Source organism: Actinophytocola sp. (assembly GCF_036402745.1).
In the GTDB taxonomy this organism is placed as follows: domain Bacteria; phylum Actinomycetota; class Actinomycetes; order Mycobacteriales; family Pseudonocardiaceae; genus Actinophytocola.
Genome location: NZ_DASWSJ010000253.1, coordinates 1 through 17,661, shown reverse-complemented (window position 1 = coordinate 17,661; position 17,661 = coordinate 1). Strand labels below are relative to the sequence as shown.

Annotated in this window: 19 protein-coding genes; 11 read left to right on the top strand and 8 right to left on the bottom strand. The window is 72.8% G+C overall.

Annotated elements, in window-relative coordinates; genetic code table 11:
• Nucleotides 1-274: 274 nt before the first annotated feature.
• Nucleotides 275-511 (bottom strand): hypothetical protein, encoded by a 237-nt coding sequence (locus VGD70_RS23750; protein WP_331084909.1) that lies wholly within the window; start codon nucleotides 509-511, stop codon nucleotides 275-277.
• Nucleotides 512-836: 325 nt separating this feature from the next.
• On the opposite strand from VGD70_RS23750, the gene VGD70_RS23745 reads away from it, so the two are divergent.
• Complete coding sequence (locus VGD70_RS23745; protein ID WP_331084908.1) at nucleotides 837-1,304, top strand: OsmC family protein; 468 nt, start codon at nucleotides 837-839, stop codon at nucleotides 1,302-1,304.
• Nucleotides 1,305-1,712: 408 nt separating this feature from the next.
• Nucleotides 1,713-2,027 carry a DUF4288 domain-containing protein gene (locus VGD70_RS23740; protein ID WP_331084906.1) on the top strand — a complete coding sequence of 105 codons (315 nt, stop codon included), beginning with the start codon at nucleotides 1,713-1,715 and terminating at the stop codon, nucleotides 2,025-2,027.
• A gap of 192 nt (nucleotides 2,028-2,219) precedes the next feature.
• Here VGD70_RS23740 and VGD70_RS23735 read toward each other — a convergent pair whose 3' ends face one another.
• Complete coding sequence (locus tag VGD70_RS23735) at nucleotides 2,220-2,975, bottom strand: acyltransferase (protein ID WP_331084904.1); 756 nt, start codon at nucleotides 2,973-2,975, stop codon at nucleotides 2,220-2,222.
• 25 nt (nucleotides 2,976-3,000) lie between these two features.
• Between VGD70_RS23735 and VGD70_RS23730 the strand changes: the two genes are divergently transcribed.
• Together VGD70_RS23730 and VGD70_RS23725 are read left to right on the top strand one after the other, a co-directional pair.
• On the top strand, nucleotides 3,001-4,224 hold the full coding sequence (locus VGD70_RS23730) for a low temperature requirement protein A (protein ID WP_331084902.1): 1,224 nt from the start codon (nucleotides 3,001-3,003) through the stop codon (nucleotides 4,222-4,224).
• Complete coding sequence (locus VGD70_RS23725) at nucleotides 4,221-5,174, top strand: nucleoside hydrolase (protein WP_331084901.1); 954 nt, start codon at nucleotides 4,221-4,223, stop codon at nucleotides 5,172-5,174. The genes VGD70_RS23730 and VGD70_RS23725 overlap by 4 nt, the downstream gene beginning before the upstream one ends.
• Here VGD70_RS23725 and VGD70_RS23720 read toward each other — a convergent pair.
• The 4 genes from VGD70_RS23720 to VGD70_RS23705 are packed head-to-tail and all read right to left on the bottom strand — an operon-like array spanning nucleotide 5,164 to nucleotide 8,916.
• A complete protein-coding gene (locus tag VGD70_RS23720; protein ID WP_331084899.1) occupies nucleotides 5,164-6,321 on the bottom strand; it encodes a THUMP-like domain-containing protein in 1,158 nt (385 codons plus the stop codon). The two genes, VGD70_RS23725 and VGD70_RS23720, sit on opposite strands and share 11 nt — an antisense overlap.
• A gap of 58 nt (nucleotides 6,322-6,379) precedes the next feature.
• On the bottom strand, nucleotides 6,380-7,333 hold the full coding sequence (locus VGD70_RS23715) for a class I SAM-dependent methyltransferase (RefSeq protein ID WP_331084897.1): 954 nt from the start codon (nucleotides 7,331-7,333) through the stop codon (nucleotides 6,380-6,382).
• Nucleotides 7,323-8,102, bottom strand: coding sequence for an enoyl-CoA hydratase/isomerase family protein (locus VGD70_RS23710; protein ID WP_331084895.1), 780 nt, complete (start codon nucleotides 8,100-8,102; stop codon nucleotides 7,323-7,325). The genes VGD70_RS23715 and VGD70_RS23710 overlap by 11 nt, the downstream gene beginning before the upstream one ends.
• A gap of 40 nt (nucleotides 8,103-8,142) precedes the next feature.
• Nucleotides 8,143-8,916: an ABC transporter ATP-binding protein gene (locus tag VGD70_RS23705; protein ID WP_331084911.1), complete on the bottom strand. Its 774-nt coding sequence runs from the start codon at nucleotides 8,914-8,916 to the stop codon at nucleotides 8,143-8,145.
• A gap of 161 nt (nucleotides 8,917-9,077) precedes the next feature.
• On the opposite strand from VGD70_RS23705, the gene VGD70_RS23700 reads away from it, so the two are divergent.
• From VGD70_RS23700 to VGD70_RS23670, 7 genes are all read left to right on the top strand, one after another.
• Entirely contained in the window at nucleotides 9,078-10,619 is a 1,542-nt protein-coding gene (locus VGD70_RS23700) for a hypothetical protein (RefSeq protein WP_331084893.1), read from the top strand.
• Between the two features lie 28 nt (nucleotides 10,620-10,647).
• The gene (locus tag VGD70_RS23695) at nucleotides 10,648-11,019 is read left to right on the top strand and encodes a hypothetical protein (RefSeq protein ID WP_331084891.1); all 372 of its coding nucleotides are present in this window, start codon (nucleotides 10,648-10,650) and stop codon (nucleotides 11,017-11,019) included.
• Nucleotides 11,016-12,293 (top strand): putative T7SS-secreted protein, encoded by a 1,278-nt coding sequence (locus tag VGD70_RS23690; RefSeq protein WP_331084889.1) that lies wholly within the window; start codon nucleotides 11,016-11,018, stop codon nucleotides 12,291-12,293. Before VGD70_RS23695 ends, VGD70_RS23690 begins: the two co-directional genes overlap by 4 nt.
• A 6-nt stretch (nucleotides 12,294-12,299) precedes the next feature.
• A complete protein-coding gene (locus tag VGD70_RS23685; protein WP_331084888.1) occupies nucleotides 12,300-12,938 on the top strand; it encodes a hypothetical protein in 639 nt (212 codons plus the stop codon).
• A 24-nt stretch (nucleotides 12,939-12,962) separates the two neighbouring features.
• On the top strand, nucleotides 12,963-15,074 hold the full coding sequence (glgX, locus tag VGD70_RS23680) for a glycogen debranching protein GlgX (RefSeq protein WP_331084886.1): 2,112 nt from the start codon (nucleotides 12,963-12,965) through the stop codon (nucleotides 15,072-15,074).
• 226 nt (nucleotides 15,075-15,300) lie between these two features.
• Complete coding sequence (locus tag VGD70_RS23675; protein ID WP_414638036.1) at nucleotides 15,301-15,855, top strand: cysteine dioxygenase; 555 nt, start codon at nucleotides 15,301-15,303, stop codon at nucleotides 15,853-15,855.
• A complete protein-coding gene (locus tag VGD70_RS23670) occupies nucleotides 15,852-16,247 on the top strand; it encodes a rhodanese-like domain-containing protein (RefSeq protein WP_331084882.1) in 396 nt (131 codons plus the stop codon). Before VGD70_RS23675 ends, VGD70_RS23670 begins: the two co-directional genes overlap by 4 nt.
• Here VGD70_RS23670 and VGD70_RS23665 read toward each other — a convergent pair.
• Together VGD70_RS23665 and VGD70_RS23660 are read right to left on the bottom strand one after the other, a co-directional pair.
• Nucleotides 16,240-16,806 carry a dihydrofolate reductase family protein gene (locus tag VGD70_RS23665; protein ID WP_331084880.1) on the bottom strand — a complete coding sequence of 189 codons (567 nt, stop codon included), beginning with the start codon at nucleotides 16,804-16,806 and terminating at the stop codon, nucleotides 16,240-16,242. The two genes, VGD70_RS23670 and VGD70_RS23665, sit on opposite strands and share 8 nt — an antisense overlap.
• Nucleotides 16,807-16,890: 84 nt before the next feature.
• Nucleotides 16,891-17,502 (bottom strand): class I SAM-dependent methyltransferase, encoded by a 612-nt coding sequence (locus VGD70_RS23660; protein WP_331084878.1) that lies wholly within the window; start codon nucleotides 17,500-17,502, stop codon nucleotides 16,891-16,893.
• Between the last annotated feature and the right edge of the window lie 159 nt (nucleotides 17,503-17,661).

Here is a 17,661-nt window from a genome sequence, read left to right as displayed (position 1 = left end):
CGCCCTCGAGCGCGCCGGGGGATGCCCCGCCCTCGGTCCTGTCGGCCAGCGCCACGGCCACACCTCCTCCGGAGACAGGTGGCGGTCCCAGAGCGGCTACCCGGGGTCGGCACGTCCAACCGGGGAACGACGTTTTCTTTTCGCCGCGCCGCCGGCCCGACCAGGGCCGCCGCGCTTCTCCACAGTGGACCTGGTCCGCCTCCCCGGGATTGAAAGTGTGCGTTGCGTTCCGGCGAATGGTGCGGGTGTCGAGGTGGATGGTGGCTGGGTGCCGTCACGGTCCCCTGAGGTTCCGGTGGTCGGTCGCCGAGCACCGCAGACCCGCGTTGCCGTCGGTGAAGTCGTCCTCGTCGAACGTGCGTGCCCGGCGCTGGGGCATCGCGTGGCGCTCGATGCTGATCATCATGTCCGTGGCGATCATGTGGGCCGCGCCCGACAGGGAGATCACATCCGCCGGCTCGCTCGTGCCCACGATGTCCACAGCTGCGGGCCGGTTCACGACCTGCCGCACCCGCTCGTCCAACGCCGCGGATGTGGCGCTGGGGTGTCGACGCAACCGGCCAGGTTCGACACAATGATGTGTTGAATAACTGAGCGCGACATCTTGTTCCCGCAGTCGTTCACGCCAACCGGGCCGACGATGCCGGAACCGATGCCGGAACCACTGTCGGCAATGCCACCATCATTACGACGATATGTCGTTCCCGCCCTCTTTCGGCCGCGAGAGGAAACAGGTTCGTAGTCCGGTGGAAATCGAACAGACATTTTTCAATCGTTGAATAATGTCATTCACTGGCCCGCAGGACCCTGTTGACAATTCAGCCTCAAGGAGAACAATGCCTGGAACGACCATTCCTTTCTCGCTGCACGGCATCGGGACCGGAGTCCTCAACACAGTGGCAGTCGAGGGTTCCGAGCACGACGTGACAATCGAAGGGCATCCGGCCTTCGGCGGCACCGAGAGCCACCTGAGCCCGCTCGACCTGGTGCTCTCCTCCCTTGTCGCGTGCACACAGGTAACCGGGAAGATCGTCGCCACCGGCATGAAGGCAGCCGTGCTGGGAAAATGGGACATCAAGCTCGAGTCTCATCTGGACAATTCCGTCCTGGTCTTCGGCGAGGACGGAATCTCCAACTTCAGCGATGTCTCGTTGGCAGTATCGGTGGAGTCGAACCTCTCCGGGGATGATTTCAGCCACTTCACCAGTGAGATCGAGCGGCGCTGCCCGATCACTACCCTTTTCCGCGGTTCCGGCGTTGAATACAAGATGAGCTGGACACGTCTTCCGCTGAGCGAAGACTGATACTTCACAATCGCTTGGGTGAACGATTCCGCCTCGCCCGTCTGGCCCCTCAGGCCTCGCACCACCACACGCCGGTCAACCAGTGGATCGCCGGTTGACTGGCGCGCTGCTCCGACCGAGCCCAGTCGTTCCGTCAGGACGCACCAGCTCCGGGAAGACGAAGTTGCTGCCGCAACGGCGAATCCGGCCGACGCCGACGTCGGCCGGATTCATCTCCCGGTCAGCGGCGGTAGCTCCTGCGCCGCGCACGGTGCGGACACATTTGGTCCCGGTCGGGCCGAGAAATTCTCCGCCCGGAACCTGGCCGCGGACGTGTCCTCGAGTCCGGGTCGATCTCGGGGTGATTCCCGATGGCCAGGAGCCGTCGCTCGATCTACGGTCGTCCCGAGACGGATCGGGGGAATGATCATGACCAGGATGTTCGCCGCGGTGCTGGTGTACGAGTCAGCCAGCTCACGCCGGGGGTACCAGCCGCTGTTCGAGGAGACCGTCACGCTGCTGGCGGCCGACACCGCCGAGCACGCCGCCGAGAAGGCCCGCCAGCACGCCGAGGCGCGGGAGACCAGCTACCGCAACGAGGACGGCGACACGATCACGTGGAGCTTCCGGCACCTCGTCGACCTGGTCGAGGTCGACGACGCGCTCGGGGACGGCGCCGAGGTCTACACGCGACACTTCCGCGACTACCGGGCCTACCTCGCGGTCGAGCCACTCGCGAGCTGAGCGGACGAAGCGGGGCGAGGGCGGGGCACTAGTGTCCCGCGCCGGAAATGCGGCGTGTATATCGGTGGATCCAGGTTTCTGCTGGCAAGGCGCCGATTCGGCCTCGTACTGGACCGTACTTGGCCGGATCGGCAACGCCGCCAGCAGGAAGCTGGGCCGCCGAGATACCTGCCGCATTTCCGGCGCGGGACACTAGCGGCTCTCGAGGGTCTTGCGCAGCGCGGCGGCCGCCTTGCGGGACATGTCGGCCACTGCCGCGCGCCGGGTCGCGTCGGCCTCGTACGCGGACAGGCGGTCGCGCACCACCTTCGCCGGGATGCCGGCCGCCACCGCGTAGTCCGGCACGTCGTCCTTCACCACGGCGTGCGCGCCGATCACGCTGCCCCGGCCGATCCGGGTGCCCTTCGTGACCGTGACCTTCGTGCACAGCCACGTGTCCGGCCCGATTCGCACCGGCGCCTTCACGATGCCCTGGTCCTTGATCGGCTGGTGGACGTCGGTGGTCACGTGGTCGAAGTCGCAGATGTAGACCCAGTCCGCGACCAGCGCGGCGTCGCCGAGCTCGATGTCCAGGTAGCAGTTGATCACGTTCTGCCGGCCGAACACCGCCTTGTCGCCGATGCGCAGCGAGCCCTCGTGGCACCGGATCGCGTTGCCGTCGCCGATGTGGACCCAGCGGCCGATCTCCATCCGGCCGTAGCCGGGGCGGCAGTGCACGTCGAGGTCCTTGCCGAGGAACACCATGCCGCGCAGCACGATGTGCGGGTTGGCGAGCCGGAACTTCAGCAACCGCCAGTACCGCACCAGGTACCACGGCGACCACGCCCGGTTGCGGATCACCCAGCGCAGCGAGTCGAGCGTGAGGAACCTGGCCTGGTCGGGATCCCGGCGGGATCGCCGCCACCCTCGAATCCGGTCCGCCACCGGCGCGCCCCACATCGACGTCATAGCCGCTGACCGTACCTTGCACGGCATGACCGAGCCCACCGAGTCCGCCGGGCCCGCCGACCGGCATGCCAGCTGGCTGGAGCTGTTCTTCGACCTGGTGGTCGTGGTCGCGGTGAACCAGCTGGCGCACCTGGTCCACGGTGCCGGGCACCACGGTCCGGACGGCCTGCACATCACGACGTTCTTCGCGCTGTACCTGGCCGTCTGGCTCGTGTGGACCACGTTCACCCTGTACTCCAACGTGGTCGCCGACAGCGTCCGGGTGCGCTCGATGTTCCTCGGCATGGCCGGCATCGCCACGATGGCCGCCACCATCCCGCACGGCATGGGTGACCGGGCCGACGTGTTCGCCGCCGCCTACCTGATCACCGCCGGCATCGGCGCCACGAGCTTCACCCGCTCCGGGCAGATCCTGCTGTCCTGGGGCGCGGCGACGCGCAACGCCGGGCTCCTCCCGTGGGTCGCCTCGTTCTGGGTGCACAGCCCGTGGTGGAAGCTGTCGCTGTGGCTGCTGGGCCTCGCGATGACGCTGTGGTTCAGCGTCCTGTCCGGGCGCGGGGACGGCACCGAGCTGCTCGACCGGCTGAACCAGGCGCTGGCGCGCCGCACCCACAACGAGCGGCACAGGCGGGGGCGGTGGGGGCGCGACGGCCCCGGCACGACGGACCGGCCGGCGCTGGTGCTCGCGCAGGTCGACGCGGCGCACCTGGGTGAGCGGCTCGGCCTGTTCGTGATCATCGTGCTCGGTGAGGCGATGCTGCAGCTCGTCGGCGCGTGGGCGGACATCGAGGACTGGTCGCCGGGCGGCGGTCGCGGCTGGCTGCTGCTGCTCGCGGTGGCGTCGGGGTTCGGGCTGCTGATCTGCCTGTGGGCGCTGAACGTGCGGCACGGCTTCGCCGAGGAGACGCGGTTCCCGCCGGCGCTGGTGCTGCCGGTGCACTTCGTGGCGGTCGCGGCCATCACCACGGTCGCGACCGGGCTGGGCTCGGCGGCGGCCGCGTTCGACGGGCACCTGGCGGGCTCGACGGTCTGGCTGCTGTGCGCGGGCGTGTCCGGGTACCTGCTGGTCATCACGCTGCTTACGCACTCGACCCGGCGCTGGCCGGTGAGCGCGCTGGCGGTCGCGCTGCCGCTGGTGGTCGCCGCGCTGGCCGGTCTGGTGCCGGGCGCGGTCGTGCCGGCGGTGCTGTTCGCCGCGGCCGTCGGGCAGGTGTGGAACCTTCGCGAGGCGCTACCGTCAGACGCATGACTCCGCTCATCATCGACACCGACCCGGGCGTGGACGACGCCTTCGCGATCGCGCTGGCGTGTGCCAGCCCCGAGGTCGACCTGCTGGGCGTGACGACCGTGTTCGGCAACGTCGGGCTGGCGATGACCACGCGGAACGCCTTGCGGCTGCTCGCGTTGTACGGGCGCGAGGACGTGCCGGTGGCGGCGGGCGCGGACCGGCCGCTGGTGTTCCCGCACCCGCACCGGGCGCGGTACGTGCACGGTCAGGACGGGCTGTCGGGGCTGTCGGACTCGCTGCCCGAACGCGCGACGGGCCTGGCCAACACCGACGCGGTGTCGCTGCTGGCCTCGCTGCTCGACCGCGCGGCCCAGCCGGTCACGATCGTCCCCATCGGACCGCTGACCAACATCGCGCTGCTGCTCGCCGTGCACCCGAGCCTCACCGGGAAGATCGCCCGCATCGTGATCATGGGTGGCGCGATGAACGGCGGCAACGTGACGGCCGGCGCGGAGTTCAACGTGTGGAGCGACCCGGAGGCGGCGCGGCGGGTGCTCGCCGAGGAGGAGGTGCCGACGGTCCTGGTGCCGATGGACCTCACCGTGCGGTGCGCCGTGGACACGTCGTGGCTCGACCGGCTCGCCGCCAGCGGGGAACGCGGGCGCACGCTGGTGTCGCTGACCTCGGTCTACCGGGAGCACTACCGGAAGTCGCTGGGGCGGGACGGCACCGTGCTGCACGACGCCGTGGCGATGGCCGAGGCGATCAGCCCGGGGCTGCTCAAGACGTCGCCGATGCCGCTGGACGTGGAGTGCGGTCAGGGAGCCGGCCGCGGGATGATCATCGCGGACCGGCGGAGCACCGCGGCCCGGGAGGAGTCCGGGGTCCGGCGGGGGCGGACGGTGGACGTCGCGCTGGACGCGGAGCTCGACACGGTGCGCGAGTTCATGCTGGAGCGCCTCAGCTCCTGACCGCCCGGCAGAGGAACGCCGTCGGGGTGCGGCCGATGCGGGTGAGCACGGCCGTGGCCTCGTCGGGGCCCGTCAGCTTCAGCCGGGGGCGCAACGTGTTCGGGTCGACGTCCAGGCCGCGCACCAGGATCTCGAGGCGGCCGATCGCCCTGCGGCGTAGCGTCTGGCGCAGGGCCTTCTCGCTGTAGTGGCCGTGTTCCAGCACCCGGAACGCGCGGGTCCCCGGCGGGGGCTCGTCGCCGGTCAGGTACGCGATGCGCTCGTCCAGCTGGCCCAGGCCGTGCCGGGCGGCGTACTGGCGGACCAGGCCCGCGCGCACCACCGCACCCTCCGGGTCGACGAGCCACTCCCCCGGCTCGCGCACCGGGCAGTCGTCCGGCTCGGCGTCGGTCACCGTCCACTCCGGACTTCCGGAGCGGAGCACGGTCGCCCGGCGGCCGGCCGTGGCCAGCGAGCCGGTCCAGACGCACGCCTCCCGCACGTGGCCCTCCAGCGAGACCAGCTCCACCTCACCCGGCCACGGCAGCACGCCGAAGTCCATGCCTGGCGCGCACTTCACCGCCAGGTCGGCCCCGGGCCACGCGCGCGCCAGGCCGTCCAGCGGGGGCAGGAAGTCCGCGGGGCGCCACGTGCGGCGGCCGGTCGAGTCGCGGCGGGCCGGGTCGGCGAACACCGCGGTGCCGCGGGTCACCGGGTGCAGCGCGTCCGCGCGGACCAGCGTGGCCCCGGGCACGTTGTGCCGGGCCATCGCCAGCCGGACGGGGTCGAGGTCGGAGCCGACGCACCGGTCCGCGGTCGCCACGAGGGCCGCCAGGTCGACGCCCACCGAGCAGGTCACGTCGTGCACGGCCCGGCCGGCGAAGCGGCGCGCGCGCAGCCTGGCCACGGGCGCGGGAGTGGCCTGCTGCAACGCCGAGTCGGTGAGCAGCCAGGCGCCCGGATCGTCTACTTTGGACACGGCCTTGCGGCGCAGCAGCACGGTCTCCAGGACCGGGCCGGTGCGGTCGCCGAGCAGGCGGCGGGCGGTCGCCACGTCCGCGAGGTAGCTGGCGGGGGTCAGCGGAAGCGACGCCACCGAGGCGAGCGCCGAGACCCCGGCCGGCGAGCGCAGGAACGCGACGTCGGCGGGGGTGAACGCGTAGGTCACCTAGCGCAGCTTGCGGAGCGAGCCATGGTTTCGGTGCAGCCTGCGGAGCGAGCCATGGTTACGGCTTGGTCCCGGTCACCAGCACGTTGTAGAACAGGTCCCGCGGCGCGATCCTGCTCAGCACCTTCTCGTCCAACCAGGACAGTCGCAGCCACGACTTGTAGGCGAACAGCCGCCAGCCCATGGTCAGCTTCTCCTGCGGCACCGCGGCCTCGAACGTGCGCACCGGCCAGCCGAACAGCGCGGCCGCGAGCTCCTCGGTGACCGCGCGGACCTCGGACGCGCCGGCCTCGCGGGCGACCCGCTCGAGGTCCGAGGGGTCGAACGTGTGGATGTCGACGACGGCCTCGAGGGCCGCCGCGCGGGAGGACTCGTCCAGCTCGGCCTGCGGGCGGCGCCAGCCCGAGAGCGGGGGCAGCTTGGTGACGTTCGTCGTGAGCCACCAGGTGAGCTGGCCGAGCTTGCGCGCGTACGTGTCGCCGATCTTGGTCGGCTCGCCGGCGAACACGAACCGGCCGCCGGGCTTGAGCACCCGCAGCACCTCGCGGAACGCGGCCGGCACGTCCGGGATGTGGTGCAGCACGGCGTGCCCGACGACGAGGTCGAACGTGTCGTCGTCGTACGGGATCCGCTCGGCGTCGGCGACCTGGCCGTCGACGTCGAGGCCGAGGTGCTCGGCGTTGCGCAGCGCGACCCGGACCATGCCGGGCGACAGGTCGGTGACCGAGCCCTGCTTGGCCACCCCGCCCTGCATCAGGTTCAGCAGGAAGAAGCCGGTGCCGCTGCCCAGCTCCATCGCCCGCTGGTAGGGCCAGTCCTCGTCGCCGGCCACCGCGCGGAAGCGGCCCACCGCGTAGTCGATGCAGCGCTCGTCATAGGAGATCGACCACTTCTCGTCGTAAGTGTCGGCCTCCCAGTCGTGGTAGAGCACGTTGGCCAGCTTGGGATCCGAGCGGGCGGCCTCCACCTCGGCCTGCGTCGCGTGTGGGTTCGGTGCGGGATCACTTGCCACTGAACGTCGCCTTCCCCGGGCCGTTCTCGATGAACGACCGCATGCCTGTCGTCTGGTCCTCGGTCGCGAACAACGCGGCGAACAGGTGGCTCTCGAGCTTGAGCCCGCTCGCCAGGTCGCCGTCCAGCCCGCCGTCGATCGCGGCCTTGGCGGCGGCGAGTGCCCTGGCCGGGCCGTTGACGAACTTCTCGGCCCACGTGCGGGCCGCCGCGTAGACGTCGTCGGGTGCCACGACCTCGTCCACGAGCCCGATCGCGAGCGCCTCGGTGGCGTCGACGAACCGTCCTGTGTAGACGATGTCCTTCGCCTTGCTGGGCCCGACCAGCCGGGCCAGCCGCTGGGTGCCGCCCGCGCCGGGGATGATGCCGAGCAGGATCTCCGGCTGGCCCACCTTCACGTTGTCGCCGGCCACCCGGCGGTCGCAGCACAGCGCGAGCTCGAACCCGCCGCCGAGCGCGTAGCCGGTGAGCGCGGCGACCGTCGGCTTGGGAATCTCGGCGACCGCGGTGAGCGAGGAGGACAGCGCGACTGCCCGGGCCGCCATGTCCACATAGGACATGTCGACCATCTCCTTGATGTCCGCGCCGGCCGCGAACACCTTCTCGCCGCCGTAGACGACGACCGAGTGGACGTCGTCGCGCCGGGCGGCTTCCCGCGCGGCCTCCCGGATCTCCTCCTGCACCTGCTTGTTGAGCGCGTTCATCGGCGGGCGTTCCAACCGGATGGTGCCGACACCACCGTCGACCTCGAGCCTGACGAACTCACCCACGTCGAACGCCTCCCAACCGATCGGTCAACTTCCGGACAACCTAGTCCGCACCCGCACGGCGCGCGAAGTACCGGTCGCCGATCCGGTCCAGCGCCAGCTTCTGGCCGAACGTGGCCGACAGGTTGTCGCTGGTCAGCACGTCGTCGAGCAGGCCCTGGACGACCACGCCGCCGTCGGAGACCAGCAGCAGGTGGGTGAAGCCGGGCGGGATCTCCTCGACGTGGTGGGTGACGAGGACGGTGGCCGGCGCGTCCGGGTCGCGGGCGAGCTCGGACAGGCGGGTGACGAGGTCCTCGCGGCCGCCGAGGTCGAGCCCGGCGGCCGGCTCGTCGAGCAGCAGCAGCTCCGGGTCGGTCATCAGCGCGCGGGCGATGAGCGTGCGCTTGCGCTCGCCCTCGGACAGCGTGCCGAACTCGCGGTCGGTGAGATGCGCCACGCCGAGGGACTTGCAGAGCTCCTGGGCGCGGCCGGTGTCGAGCTGGTCGTAGTCCTCGCGCCAGCGGCCGAGAACCGCGTAGCCGGCGCTGACGACGACGTCGAGCACGCGTTCCCGCGGGGGCACCCGGGCGAGGAGCGCGGCCGAGCAGAAGCCGATGCGGGTCCGGAGCTCGAAGACGTCGACCCGGCCGAGGCGCTCGCCCAGGACGTGCACCTGGCCGGTGGTGGGATGCAGCTCGGCGGCGGCCAGCCGGAGCAGGGTGGTCTTGCCCGCGCCGTTGGGGCCGAGGATGACCCACCGCTCGTCGAGCTCGACGCTCCAGCTCACGCCCGCGAGCAGGTTGCTGGTGCCGCGCCGGACCCCGACGTCGGACATGTGCACGACCAGATCGTCCAGTTCCTCACCCGTCACGAGGCCCTATTCAACAGGAGGCTTTGCCGGGCCGTGCCCTCGGTTTGCCCAGTTGCGCAGCAACCGTTTCGCCGCGCCGCATCGTCGGTTTGGCTCGGCGACCGGAACGGCTGGTGGAGGCGGCGATGCGGACATACTCGGGGCTGGGCTTCGACCCGGCCCCAGGCTCGGTGGCGGAGGTCGAGGCGGTGCTGTCCCGGCTGGCGGACGCGCTGGCGGTGCTGGACGGCTCGGCCGGCGACCTGCACCGGGCGGTCCGGCAGGGTGGGTGGACGGGTCCCGCGGCGGCCGCGTTCCGGGCGGCCGCCGGCGGGTTGCCGGCCGGGCTGGCCGGGGTGTCGGCCGCGCTGCGCGCCACGGCGCGGACGTTGTCCACGTGGCAGTCCCGCCTGGCGGCGAACCAGCGCGAGGCCGAGCTGCTCGACCTCGTCGCCCGGAGGCTGCGGGCGGAGCCGGCGAGCGGGCGGCCCGTGGTGGCGGAGGAGCTGGCCCGGCTGCTGGACCGGGCCCGCCGGCTGGAGGCGCGCCACCTGCGCCAGGCCGACGACGCCGCCCGCGCGGTGCGCTCGCTCACCGGCGCGGTGGCGACGGCCGGCTGGCCGGAGGGCTCGGCCGACCTTGCCGCCCAGTGGTCGGACCGGGTGACGACCTGGTCCGGCGGGGTGGCCCTGGGCCTGGCGACCCCGGCCTGGCCCGGCGGACCCGCTCCGGCCGGTCCCGGCGTGCCGGGCGACCCGGCACCGAACCCGCCCGGCACGCCACTTCTGGGCGAGGCCCCACGAGACGCGACGGCGAGCGCCGGCCTGCTCGACACCGGATCCGCGCCCGCCTACCGCCTGCCGCTGGACCGGCTCCCGGACCACCCGCTCACCCGCCTGCTCGACGCGGCCCCCGCGATCGGTCCGGCCGACCGGGTGGCCGTGACCGGACCGCACCACCGGTCCGGGCCGGGGCGGCGCCTCGCCCGCGACGGCGGCTCGTCCCGCCGCAGCGACCCACCCGGCCGAACCGGCGAACCGCCCCACCGAGAACGACACGTCCCGAGCGAGCTACTCGTCGGCGACACGTATCGCCGGGACGAGGCCGATCCGCGGGCCAGTCCAGCGGAGGTGGCCGGCGAGGTCCTCCCGGCGAGCCCGGTGGCACCGGAGATCCCCGCGGCCCCGGCCACCACGCCTGCTCAGCCCGCGCCCGCCGCAGCGGCGCCCGCCACGCCCGATCCGGGGCAGCCGGACCGGACCGTCGAGCAGCGGGCCGCCCCGCCGTCACCCGAGGCGCGGCAAGCGCCGGTCGTCGACCAGCCGGCGGAGCGGCCCGCGCCGCGGGCACCGGCGCCCGAGCCCGGCCGGTTCGCCATGGCCGATCCCGGCGTCCGGCCCGCACCGGTGGCGGGCCAGCCGACGGCGGGCCCGGTCAAGGAGCGGGACGACCGGGACCTCGTCGGCCTCGTGGTCGGGCCCGGCCCGGGCGGCGACCGCACGCAACCGGGGCCGCGGGGGCAGCTCCGGATCTACCTGCTGCGGCGCCCTGGCGCCCGGCCGATCGTGGCGATCTTCGGCGGGAGCAGGAGCGAACCACTGCTCGTCACCGGTTTGCCCCCCTGTGCGCGGACCTTGCCCGACTGCGCAGCACCATTACCCGCCAACGGCGGCACCACCGTCTACTGAGCACAGCACAGCTCAAGAGGAGGACCGGATGGGACAGGGCTACGTCGCCGACGAGGCCGGGCTCGCCGCGCGGGTGGGAGAGCTCAACGCGGTCGCCAGTGAGGTGGACGGCGTCATCGGGACGCTGGGGGCCGCCGGCTGCGACCTCGGGCCGGGCGAGCTCAGCGCCGCCGTCGCCGAGGTGATGGACGAGTGGTCGGCGAATTTGGGAGACCTGCGGGACAAGATCGACAAGACCGCGGCGAACGTCCGCAACGCGCTGTCGAACTACCAGACGCTGGAAGACGTCAACGAGACCCGGATGCGCGAGCTCGCCAACCGCCAGGTCGTCGACGACCAGCTGAACGTCCTGCGCGGCGCGGCCGTCGTCACGCTGGCCCAGCAGCGGGGGACCCCGTGACGCGCGCCTTCCCGGCCCTCGGGTTCGACCCGACCCCGGGCGAGCCGGCGTCCGTGCAGTCGGTCCTGCTGTCGATGTCCCGCGCCATGCGGACGATCGCGGCGACCCTCCCGCGGCTGGAGGAGGCCTGCAAGATCACCGACGACGCCGAGTGGGGCGGCAGCGCGGCCGAGGAGTTCAGCGACCACGGCGACGACCTCCCGCAGGGCCTCGGCAAGGGCGCGGAGGCGATCGGCAAGGCGGCCGAGGCCCTCGCCAAGTGGGGCGGCCAGCTGAAGGCCAACCAGGACAAGGCCGAGGACCTCGAGGACAAGGCGAAAAAGCTCAAGAAGCAGCTCGCCGAGGCCGACGACGCGGTCACGCGCACCGCGTCGGCCATCCCCCGCGACCCGAGCCACCCGAACTACGCGCGGCGCTACGACGCCTACCTCGGCGCGGTCGACGCGGCCGCCGACCTCGACGCGAGGCTCCAGCAGGTCATGGACGACGCGCACCGGCTGGAGGCCAAGCACCTCCGCGAGGCCAACGCCGCCGCCGACGGCATCCGCAGCGGCCCCGACGACGCCTTCAAGCCGGAGAACGACGCCTGGTACGTCCAGACCCTCGACGGCGTGTCGAAGGTCTCCGGCATCGTCTCCGCCGCCACCGCGGCGGCCGCCGCGGGCCTCGCGCTCACCGGCGTCGGCGCCCCCGCAGCGGCCGTCCTCGGCACGGTGTCCGCCGGGACGGCCGGGGTGAGCGCGCTCGCCGGTATCGGCCAGCGGGTCGCCGGCTCACGCAACGCGCCCAGCAACCTCTCGCTCGCGCTCACCGTGATCCCCGGCCGGACCTACACCTCCGCCGCGGTCGGCGGGGTCAAGGGCCTCAAGCCGCTCCTCGGCACGAGCCGCCTCGCCGGCGGCGCCAAGGGGGCGGCCAAGGGCGCGGCCGACGGGCTCACCACCGGCGGCCTGCCCAAGCTGGCCAAGGACGTCGCCGAGACCGGCAGGTACGCGCGGCAGACCGGCTCGCTGCGCGACGGCCTCAGGCTGAAGACCGCCACCGACGGCGTGGGCCAGGTGCTCAAGGGCGACGCCAAGCTCGCCGGCGAGGCGTTCGGCAGCTCCGTCGACGCGACCGTGCGGACCATCGAGGCCAGCGGCGGCCACCTCTCCGCGGCCGACAAGCGGGAGCTGGAGGCTCTCAAGCTCCTGACCAACCCGCGCGGCGACGCGGCGCAGAACGCCGTCGTCAACACCGTCCGGGACGAGCTGAACGAGAGAAACAAGAAGTAGGGCCCCATGCGCCTCGCCATCCCCGACACCGTCCACCGGATCCCGCTCGACGAGCCCGAGCGGGCGATCCGCGAGTTCGCCACGCTCATGGGCGAGCTGCGTGACCTGCCGGCCTCGGCCGCCGACCTGGAGCCGATCGCCACCGAGGCGGTCGAGACCGCGCTCCGCGAGGGCGCGTTCCTGATGGCCGTCGTCACCCCGCCGCAGGCCGCACCCGCGGTGCTCACCGGCGTGGTGCTCGCGGTGCCGCCGACCTGGGACCCGGACACCGCCGAGTCGCTGCGGGACGCCATGGAGGACGTCGGCGGGCCGGACGTGCGGGAGACCGTCGCGCTGGACACCGGGCTCGGGCCGGCCGTCGTCGCGCAGCGGGTGCCGGGGGTGGAGCAGGCCCGGGAGCGGCGGGCGCTGACCGTGCAGCTGCAGGCGTTCATCCCCGAGCCGGGCTCGGGCCGCATGCTGTTGCTCACGCTGGCCTGCCCGTCGACCCACGGCTGGCCGGCGCACCAGGAGCTGTTCGCCCGCCTCGTGACCTCGGCCCGCCCGGACGACGCACCCGAGCCCGGCGCGGACCCGGCACCCCGCGTGCGCCGGGCCGGGCGGGCCGAGGACGACTCCTTCGAGGAGCACACGTACCAGCTCTGAACGGGTAACGGGCAAGATGGATGAATGCCCTCTGTCCACGTGCTCCCCGGTCACCCGTTCCCCCTCGGCGCTCATCCCGAGGCCGGCGGGGTGCGTTTCGCGGTGGCCTCGTCCATCGCGGACGCCGTCGACCTGTGCCTCATCTCCGAGGACGGCACCGAGCACCGGATCGGCCTCACCGAGCGCACGTTCGGCATCTGGCACGGGCACGTTCCCGGCGTCACCCCAGGTCAGCGCTACGGCTACCGCGTGCACGGGCCCTACGACCCGGCCCGCGGGCTGCGCTGCAACCCGGCCAAGCTGCTCGTCGACCCGCACGCCCGGCGCATCACCGGCACGGTCACCGACCTCGACGCCACGCTCGGCTACCGCACCGACCCGATGACCGGCCGGGCGTCGCACACCGACTCCCTCGGGCACGTGCCGCTGTCGGTCGTCACCTCCCCCGGCGGCCCGGATACCGGGGTCAAGCCGGAGACGCCGTTCGAGGAGACGGTGATCTACGAGCTGCACGTCCGCGGGTTCACCAAGCAGCACCCGGACGTGCCGGAGCACCAGCGCGGCACCTACCTCGGCCTCACCCACCCGTCCGTCCTCGACCACCTGGTGCGGCTCGGCGTCACCGCGGTCGAGCTCATGCCGGTGCACTCCTTCGTGGACGAGCCGCCGCTGCTGCGCACGGGCCGGCACAACTACTGGGGCTACGCCACGCTCGGCTTCCTCGCCCCGCACGAGGGGTACGCCAGCGAGCCGGGCCGCGAGACCGCCGAGTTCCGCACGATGGTGGCCGCGCTGCACGCCGCCGGCATCGAGGTGATCCTCGACGTGGTGTTCAACCACACCGGCGAGGGCGGCGTGGCCGGGCCGACGCTGTCCATGCGCGGCCTCGACGCGCCCGCGTACTACCTGCTCGACCGCGACGGGACCGACCTGGACATCACCGGGTGCGGCAACACGCTCAACCCGGCCTCCCCCACCGTGGTCCGGCTGGTCGCCGACTCGATGCGCTACTTCGCCGACGAGCTCGGCGTCGACGGGTTCCGGCTCGACCTGGCCAGCGCGCTGGGCCGGCCGCACGGCGGGCCGTTCGACGCCAACTCGCCGCTGCTCACCGCCATCACCACGGACCCGGTGCTGTCCCGGTGCAAGCTCATCGCCGAGCCGTGGGACGCCACCGGCGACGGCTACCGGGTCGGCGGCTTTGCTCCACAGTGGACGGAGTGGAACGGCCGGTACCGGGACGGGGTGCGGGACTTCTGGCGCGGCACCCCCGGCGTGCGCGAGCTCGCCTACCGGCTGTCCGGCTCGGAGGACCTGTACGCGTTCAACACCCGCCGGCCGTGGGCGTCGATCAACTTCGTCACCGCGCACGACGGGTTCACCCTGCGGGACCTGGTGTCCTACAACGACAAGCACAACGAGGCCAACGGCGAGGGCAACCGGGACGGCACCAACGACAACCGCTCGTGGAACTGCGGCGTCGAGGGCGAGACCACCGACGAGGAGGTGCTCGCCCTGCGCGACCGGCAGGCCCGCAACCTGCTGGCCACGCTGCTGCTGTCCACCGGAACGCCGATGCTGTGCGCGGGCGACGAGCTGTGGCGCACCCAGGGTGGCAACAACAACCCGTACTGCCTCGACGACGAGACGTCCTGGGTGGCCTGGACGCGCACGCCGGACTCGGAGGACATGCTCGCGTTCGCCCGCAAGGTGATCGCGCTGCGGGCCGGGTCGCCGGCGCTGCGCCAGCCGGAGTTCTTCGACGGCCGGCCGTCGACCACGGGCCGCCCGGACCTGGTGTGGCTCGCGCCCGACGGCGACCGGATGACCGGCGCGGACTGGTTCGACGAGGACCGCCGCACGATCGGCATGTGGATCGACGGGTCGACGTCGCTGTCCCGCGACCGCGAGGGCGAGCTGGTGGCGGACGACTCGTGGCTGCTGCTGCTCCACGCCGGCGACGACGCGGCCGAGGTCACGCTGCCGGGCGAGGAGTTCGGCGAGAAGTTCGTGCCGGTGCTGGACACGGGCGCGCGGCGGGGCACGCCCGCGGCCGAGGCGGCGCTGCCCCCGGGGACGACGCTGACGATGCCCGCGCGGAGCCTGCTCGTGTTCCGGACGCCGCGAGCGGCGTAGCAGGGTCCGCTCGAGTTCCGCTCGGGCCGTCCCGCTGCCTGGGACGGTTGGCCCGCGGGGTGGTTCGCGTGCCACGATCCAAAGCATGTTCCGGTCGCTGCACACCTGGCGCGACCGCACGGTGGACCTGCTGCTGGTCGCCTCGTGCGGGTGTATCTCGGCGCGCTGAGTCGCGCTGTCCCGCACCCCTGGCTGACCGTCCTCCCGGAGCATTCCTGTGTCCACAGTGGCCTCTGAGCTGTATCCCGGCATCGCCCCGTCCCTCCTGTCCTCGCTCGTCCGTCCGCAGGGCCCGCAGTGGACCCCGGACGCGCTGCGCGACCTGGTCACCCGGGTCGGCACCGAGCTGGCCGGCCCGCTGCTCGACCTCGTCCGGTTCGCGAGCCCGCAGCGCTGGTGGGCGCGGCTGGCGCTGACCGAGGAGGTGGAGCTGTGGCTGCTGTCGTGGCTGCCCGGCCAGCACACGGAGCCGCACGACCACGGGGGCGCGTCCGGCGCGTTCACCGTGGTGCTGGGCTCGCTGTCGGAGACCTACCGCTACTCGCGCGGCCCGGTCGGCCACCGCACCCACGCGCCCGGCTCGGCGCTCGGGTTCGGCGCGGGGCGGGCGCACCAGGTGTGGAACACCGGGCTGGCGAAGGCGGCGAGCGTGCACGCGTACTCCCCGCCGCTGGTGCCGACCAGGGAGTATGCGAGCCTGCTGGACATTCCGGACCACCTCCCGCCGCTGCCGCCCGCCCGGTCGCTGGCCGCCCTCCGATTGGAGCCCGTGGAGCCGTGAGTCGTATCGACGAGGTGCTCGCCGAGGCGCGTGCCTCCTACCCGCGGGTCTCCCCCGCCGAGACCGCGCGCCTGCTGACCGAGGGCGCGCTGGTGGTGGACATCCGCCCGCGGCACAACCGGGCGGCGGACGGCGAGATCCCGGGCTCGGTGCCGGTCGAGCGCATCGTGCTGGAGTGGCGCCTCGACCCGCACGGCGACCACCGCCTCGACGGCGTCACCGAGGACACCGTCGTGATCGTCCTGTGCAACGAGGGCTACGCCTCGAGCCTCGCGGCCCGCGACCTGCGCGCCCTGGGCCTGCCGAGAGCCACCGACCTGACCGGCGGCTTCCGCGCCTGGCGCGAGGCGGGCCTCCCGGTCCGCGAGGGCCCGACCCCCGCGATCACCTGACGACGCGGTAGCTCAGGTGGGTGGCGGCCGGGGAGTTGACCGTTCCGGTCGGCTCGAGGGTGAGGTTATCGACGTCCTCGAAGAGGCGGGCGCCGCCGCCCAGCGTGACGGGGATCAGGCTGATCAGGAGCTCGTCGACCAGGCCCGCGCGGAGGGCCTGGCGGCTCAGGTCCGCGCCCATCAGGATCACCTTGCGCGCGCCGGCCGCCGCCTGGGCCAGCTCGACCGCCTTCGGGACGCCGTCGACGAACGTGAACGTGCCGCTCTCCTGCGGCAGCGCCGGGCGCGACTCGTGGGTGACCACGAACGACGGCACCGGGTACGGCACGTCCTTCCAGTGCGGCAGCCCGAGGTCGAACGTGCGGCGGCCGATCACCACCGCGCCGGTGTCGGCGCGGACTCTCTCGATCACCTCGAGGTCGGGCCGCGCCGTCGGTTCGGCGAACATCCACTCGTGCAGGCGCTCGCCGTCCTCCCCCATCGGGTGGGTGTCGGAGACGTTCGGGCCCGCGACGTAGCCGTCGACGGACATGCTCACGAACAGCTGGACGGTGCTCATCGGGCTTCTCCTTCGCTGGGGTACTCGACAGTTGGACCACCCGGCGCGCGGAAACTCATCGCCGGCGCCGCCACGGCACGATGATCATGACGGCTTCCTCGCCTCGAACAACACGGCCCCGCCGTCCCCCTCGGGGAGGTACTCCTCGCGCTCCACCACCAGCCCGGCCCCCGCGAGCCACGACCGGTTCGTGTCCGCGTCCGCGTGGCTCCACCACATCGGCGCGCCGAGCCAGTCGTCGTCGGTGCCCGTCCACGCCGTGTGCCCCATCGTCGCCGCGAACACGCCGCCCGGGCGCAGCCACGACCCGATCCGGCCCAGCAGCGCGGGCTGCTCGTCCAGCGGCACGTGGATGATCGAGTAGAAGGCCACGACCGCGTCCAGCGACGCCGGCGGGAACGACACGCCCGCGAGGTCGGCCCGCACGAACCTCGCACCCGGCACCAGCGACCGGGCCCGGCCGAGCTGCCCCTCGCTGAAGTCCACCCCGACGACCCGGTGCCCGGCGGCGGCGAAGGCACGCGCCACCGGCACCCCACTGCCGCAGCCGAGGTCGACCACCGTCGAGCCGGGCGGGAGCGTGGCGACCAGCGCGGCCAGCCACGGCTGGTACTTCGTCTCGGCGCCGTAGGTCTCGTCGTAGCGCTGCGACACGGCGTCGTAGCCGCGGCGGACCAGTTCTTTCCGATCATCCACGTTCCGCACGCTAGCCCGGGCTGCCCCTTTGGCTGTCCCGGCAGGCGGGGGAACCGCGGCGGGCCGGCGTAACGTCTGCTGCTCGTGAGGATCGTTCGCCTACTCGCCACGCCCGGCAGGCTCGCGGCGCTCGTGACCATCGTCGCGATCGTCGTCGTC